Genomic DNA, 5,397 nt, shown 5'->3' with positions numbered 1-5,397 from the left:
CTTCACGGTCGGACCGTAGTCAGGCACGTCAATGCCGGCCCAGCGCGTACCGTTCCACTCGATAACAGGTTTCTTCGGGTTCCAGGCTTTGCCGTCCAGATCGGCGCTGGCGCGGTTGTAAAGGATGCGCCGGTTGGCCGGCCACGCCCACGCCCAGTTCGGTGCGATGCCTTGCTCGCGAGGGTCGGTGGCGTCACGGCGGGCCATCTGGTTGCCCTTCTCGGTAAACGAGCCGGCGAAGATCCAGCAACCCGACGCCGTCGTGCCATCGTCGCGCAACTGCGCAAAGGCATCCAGTTGCGAGCCTGCCTTGGTCACCACAGCTGTCACCGGATCGGTGAGGTCGGCGAGCGCACGGCCATTCATCTCCTTGGCCAGTTCTTCGGGATCAGGCGCGATCGGGTTGGTGTACTTCCACGACATGTTCAAGATCGGATCGGGGAAGGCGCCGCCGTCCTTCCGGTACATCTCGCGCAGGCGATGGAAGATGCCACTCATGATCCAGATATCGGACATGGCCTTACCGGGGCCTTCGGCGGCTTTCCAGTGCCATTGCAGCCAGCGTGCCGAATTGACCAGCGAGCCGCTCTCTTCCGCAAAGCAGGTCACCGGCAGTTGGAACACTTCCGTCTGGATGTCGGAGGATTTTGCAGGGTTCTGCGGTCCGAAGTCCTGCCAGAAGCGGGACGTCTCCGTATCCAGCGGGTCCATCGTGACAAGGAACTTCAGCTTGCTCAGGCCGCGGCGGATCTTGCCGCGATCGGGGAAGGCCTGCAGTGGATTGAAGCCCTGGCAGATGTAGCCGGACATCTCACCGTTGTTCATCATCTCGAAGGCCTTGATGATGTCGTACAGCGGGACGTCGAGCTTGGGCAACCAGTCGTAGCCCCAGTTGTTCTCTTTCGTCGCCGCGTCGCCCCACAGGGCTTTCTGGAGGCTGACGACGAACTTGCCGTAGTTCTGGTAATAGCTGGTCTGCCCCGGGCGCAGCGGCTTGAACAGCTTTGTCTTCATGTACTCGTCGTAGCTGGTTTCCTTGTCCGTCGGCAGGCTGAGGTAGCCGGGCATCTGGTTCGACAGAAGGCCGATGTCGGTCAGGCCCTGGATGTTGGAGTGACCACGCAAGGCATTCATGCCACCGCCGGCCACGCCGATATTGCCCAGCAGCAGCTGGACCATCGCCATGGCGCGGATGTTCTGCGCACCGACCGAATGCTGCGTCCAACCCAGCGCGAACAGGCTGGTCATCGCCTTGTCCGGCGCGGCGGTGGCGGCGATGAGTTCGCATATGTGCAGGAATTTGTCCTGCGGCGTGCCCGTGATCCGCGAGACCATCTCCGGTGTGTAGCGTGACACGTGCTGCTTCAGGAGATTGATGACGCATCGCGGGTCCTGCCAGGTGTCGTCCGTTTTGGCGAAGCCCTGTTCGTCGAACTCGTAGTTCCAGCTCGATTTGTCGTAGGTGTTGGTTTCGCCATTGAAGCCGCTGAAGTGACCGTCTTCGAAGGAAAAGCCGTCCGCAACGATCAGGCTGGCGTTGGTATAAGCGCGCACGTAGGCGTGCTGGATCGTGTCTTTCTCCAGCAGGTAGTGCATCACGCCGCTGAGGAACGCAATGTCGGTACCCGGACGGATCGGGGCGTAGTAGTCGGCTACAGACGCGGTACGTGTGAAGCGCGGATCGACCACGACGAGCTTGGCGCCGTTCTCGATCTTCGCTTCGATCACCCATTTGAAGCCGCACGGGTGTGCTTCGGCGGCGTTGCCACCCATGACGATAACGAGATTGGCGTTCCTGATGTCCTGCCAGGTGTTGGTCATCGCACCGCGACCGAATGATGGGGCCAGACTGGCCACCGTCGGTCCGTGTCAGACGCGCGCCTGGTTGTCGAACACCACCATGCCGAGTGAACGTGCCACCTTCCATGTGAGGTAGGCGGTCTCGCTGGATGAGGCCGAGGCCGCCAGCATGCCGGTGCTGATCCAGCGGTTGACGGTGGTGCCTGCCGCGTTCTGCGTGATGAAGTGCTTGTCGCGGTCCTCCTTCATCAGCCGCGCGATGCGGTCAAGGGCGAAGTCCCAGGACACCTCCTCGAATTCGGTGCCGCCCGGTTTTCGATATCGCGGCGCTTTCAGGCGGGTAGGGGCGTGCACGATGTCGAGCAGCGCGGAGCCCTTCGGACACAGCGTGCCACGGTTCACCGGATGATCCGGATCACCTTCGATGTGGATGATGTTGGAGAGGGCGTTCTTGGCCCGGTCACCCATGCTGTAGATGAGGATGCCGCAGGCGACCGAGCAGTAAGTACACGTGTTACGTGTCTCGGTGGCGTGGGCCAGCTTGAAGGGTCGCACCGCGGCCGCTTGCGCGACGCCCGAGGCGCCGAAGCCGAGCATGCCGAGACTGCCGGCAGCGAGCCCCATCCCGGTGACTTTCAGAAACTCACGGCGAGTGAGTGGCATGACTTGAGCTCCCTCGAAACCTGGCTTGGACAGACCGCCCGGTAAACGGACGGCGACGTGGCTCGGCTTTACTTCGAGGCGGTGTCGGAACACCGGCCTGCTGGTCAAAAACGTAGCACGATCATCGCGCCAAGGTCGATGACATTCTTGCCCTCCAAACACCGCGATCCCTCCTCTGTAGGAGCCGATTCATCGGCGATTCCACAAGAACAATGTTTCATAACATATTGAATAACCATAAAATATAAGGGACACCCCCACAGCCCAATCACCACCCCCGTACTTCTACGGTCGCCACCCCCGTAATTGCTCGGTCGCCGCAACGCGCCCCGCCGCTCGACAATGCCCCTCAATCTGCCCTCTACCCGACCACAGGGGAAAGCTCGCCATGGAAGCCGCCAGCAGCGCGCACACCTGGATCGAGGTCGCTGCGCTCGGTATCGAGTTGCTGGCCACGGCACTGATCATCTGCGCGATCGTCGCCGCTACGGCGATCTACCTCGCGGGACTGCTCCGCCGGGTCGCTAATCCTCCCGCGCATTACAAGCAGTACAAGCAGCGACTGGGGAGGGCCTTGCTGCTTTGCCTGGAGATCCTCGTTGCCGCCGATATCGTGCGCACTATTGCGCTCGACAGCTCGGTGCAGAGCGTGCTCTCGCTCGGCCTTCTGGTCGTCATCCGTACCTTCCTCAGCTGGTCGCTGATCCTCGAAGTGGAGGGACGGTGGCCCTGGCAGCGAGAGGAATCAGAAAAGCGCGTCGACGAGATGGTTGACGATGGTTGAGAAGGGAATGGCGGAGAGCCAGATCGGCACGAACGGAAGCGCCGTGGCGACCACGATCGATAGCAGGCCGGGAATGTCGTAGATGGCCGTCCGCATCGCATAAACATTCGCCGTGATGGCGTAGAGGTCGGTTGTCGCCGAGAAGTCAGGGCGCTCCAGCAGGTCGCTGTCCAGCTTCTGGCCCTCGGCAAACCACCGGGCCTCGAACACTTCGCCACCGCGCGCGGCGAGGTCGCCGTAGCGGTAGACGCCGATGCGCCAGGCCACCAGCAGTGCACGTGTGAAAACCAGTGGCGGGGTGGCAAACAACAGGAGCGTCACCACGGCCGTGACGATCGGCGTCGCCTCGTGGCCGATGGGCGATGCACCCGCGATCACTTTATTGGCCAGCGTGCCGGCAACGACAATACCGATAGGCAGCGCGAGCGTAGACAGGATTCGCGGCGAGTACGCCAGGAACTGCAGGCCGCCGGTCTGGTCGGGGTGGGCCGAGACCAGGTAGAGGCCCATATGCGCCATCCGCCAGAGGAACCGGAACCATACGCCCAATCGCCAGAGCCACGCGAGCACCAGCCCCAGAAGGAGCGGCAGGCTGATGGCGAGGTGCCACCAGCCCGCCATCGAGAAGCCGCCGGCCAGCATGCCGCGTTGCCAGAGCGGTAGCAGCTCGCGCGGAACGACGATGGCCAGGGGAATGGCGAAGGCATAGACGACGATCACGAGAAAGCCGGAGGGCCACACGCCGCTGCTGAGGCGACGGCTGCTGGCGAGCAGCCCCTCGTACTCGTCCCTTCGCGAGGGTGGCACCAGGTTGGTCTCAGCGAAATACGTCGCCATCGATTCCAGACGAGGCAGGACGACGTATTCCGCCACGATGAAAAGGGGAACGGCAAGCAGGAAGCGGGCGTGTACGGCTACGTCACGGATAAACGAAGGCATCGACGTGGCGTTCGCACTGACCAGCGACAGCACCAGCAGCGGCACCCAGCCGAGGGCGATCGCCAGGACGACGCGTCGCGTCGCTTCGCGCCGGTCGTCGACATGGATCAGCCGCAGGCGTCGCAGCATCTCGACGTGCATGGACTCGCTGAAGAGAACTCCCGCGCGCATCACGGCCTCAGTGGCGTTGGCGCCGGCATCAGGTCATGGCGAGAGGCTAGATGCCCTGGGCATAGCGACCTAGCGAAGGCTTACCTAGCCTCGACACAGTAATTGTACGCATGACGCTGCGGTGCCCAGGCACCGAGTATTTGTTACCCGCAGCTCAAGGAGTCACCTCATGTCCAGGCGCTTGTTGGCTGAGTTCCTCGGTACCTTCTGGCTGGTATTCGGTGGTTGCGGCAGCGCGGTACTCGCCGCCGCTTTTCCAGAACTGGGTATCGGTTTTGCAGGCGTCGCGCTCGCGTTCGGCCTGACCGTCGTGACGATGGCTTATGCCGTCGGCTACATCTCGGGCGCTCATTTCAATCCCGCCGTTACAGTGGGTGTCTTCGCGGCCGGCCGTTTTCCGGCGAAGGATGTTGTCCCATATGTCGTCGCCCAGGTCATCGGTGGCATCGCTGCCGGTGGTGTGCTTTACATCATCGCCAGCGGCAAGCCCGGGTTCGATGTCGCGCTCGGTTTCGCCACCAACGGCTACGGCGAGCACTCTCCCGGCGGCTTCTCGCTGGCCGCGGCGGCTGTTGCCGAGTTCGTCCTCACGGCGTTCTTCCTCATCGTCATCCTTGGCGTCACGCATAAGCGCGCTCCGGTCGGCTTTGCGCCGCTGGCCATCGGCCTTGCGCTGACGCTCATCCATCTGGTTTCCATTCCGGTGACCAACACCTCGGTGAATCCGGCGCGAAGCACGGGCGTTGCCGTATTCCAGGGTGGCTGGGCGCTGGGCCAGTTGTGGCTGTTCTGGGTGGTGCCACTGGTGGGTGGCGCCGTCGGTGGCTGGGTCCACAAGGCGCTGCTGGAAACGGGGCCGGAGCCGCTGGAGGACATCGAGGGCGTTCGACCATCGGCCGGGAGATAAGGCGGCCGATCACCGGCGCTTCACGCGGTCTGGATACCCTTTCCCGGCATAAATAAACAGCCCGCGAAAGAAAGGTATCGAATGACCGACCAGGTCTCCGCCCAGGACCCCGGGGCACACAAGGCCCCACCGC

5 protein-coding genes are annotated in these 5,397 nt (G+C 62.9%); 2 read left to right on the top strand and 3 right to left on the bottom strand.

Features of this window, described 5'->3' with window-relative positions:
* Together fdnG and AC1DSN_RS17685 are read right to left on the bottom strand one after the other, a co-directional pair.
* Positions 1-1,857 (bottom strand): formate dehydrogenase-N subunit alpha (gene fdnG / locus AC1DSN_RS17690; protein WP_477331958.1); only part of this gene is annotated, 1,857 nt, incomplete at its 3' end.
* A gap of 12 nt (positions 1,858-1,869) precedes the next feature.
* Positions 1,870-2,463: a twin-arginine translocation signal domain-containing protein gene (locus AC1DSN_RS17685; RefSeq protein WP_063570794.1), complete on the bottom strand. Its 594-nt coding sequence runs from the start codon at positions 2,461-2,463 to the stop codon at positions 1,870-1,872.
* A gap of 388 nt (positions 2,464-2,851) precedes the next feature.
* On the opposite strand from AC1DSN_RS17685, the gene AC1DSN_RS17680 reads away from it, so the two are divergent.
* Positions 2,852-3,247 (top strand): DUF1622 domain-containing protein, encoded by a 396-nt coding sequence (locus tag AC1DSN_RS17680; RefSeq protein WP_063572432.1) that lies wholly within the window; start codon positions 2,852-2,854, stop codon positions 3,245-3,247.
* Here the strand turns inward: AC1DSN_RS17680 and AC1DSN_RS17675 are convergent.
* Complete coding sequence (locus AC1DSN_RS17675; RefSeq protein ID WP_477297138.1) at positions 3,209-4,357, bottom strand: hypothetical protein; 1,149 nt, start codon at positions 4,355-4,357, stop codon at positions 3,209-3,211. The two genes, AC1DSN_RS17680 and AC1DSN_RS17675, sit on opposite strands and share 39 nt — an antisense overlap.
* Positions 4,358-4,526: 169 nt before the next feature.
* On the opposite strand from AC1DSN_RS17675, the gene aqpZ reads away from it, so the two are divergent.
* Positions 4,527-5,264: an aquaporin Z gene (aqpZ, locus tag AC1DSN_RS17670; RefSeq protein ID WP_477297136.1), complete on the top strand. Its 738-nt coding sequence runs from the start codon at positions 4,527-4,529 to the stop codon at positions 5,262-5,264.
* The last annotated feature ends 133 nt before the right edge of the window (positions 5,265-5,397 follow it).

This window comes from Luteibacter sp. P4_D7_3, from assembly GCF_056401735.1.
The sequence above is the reverse complement of the archived record's forward strand: the minus strand, read 5'-3'. Positions and strand labels throughout refer to the sequence as shown.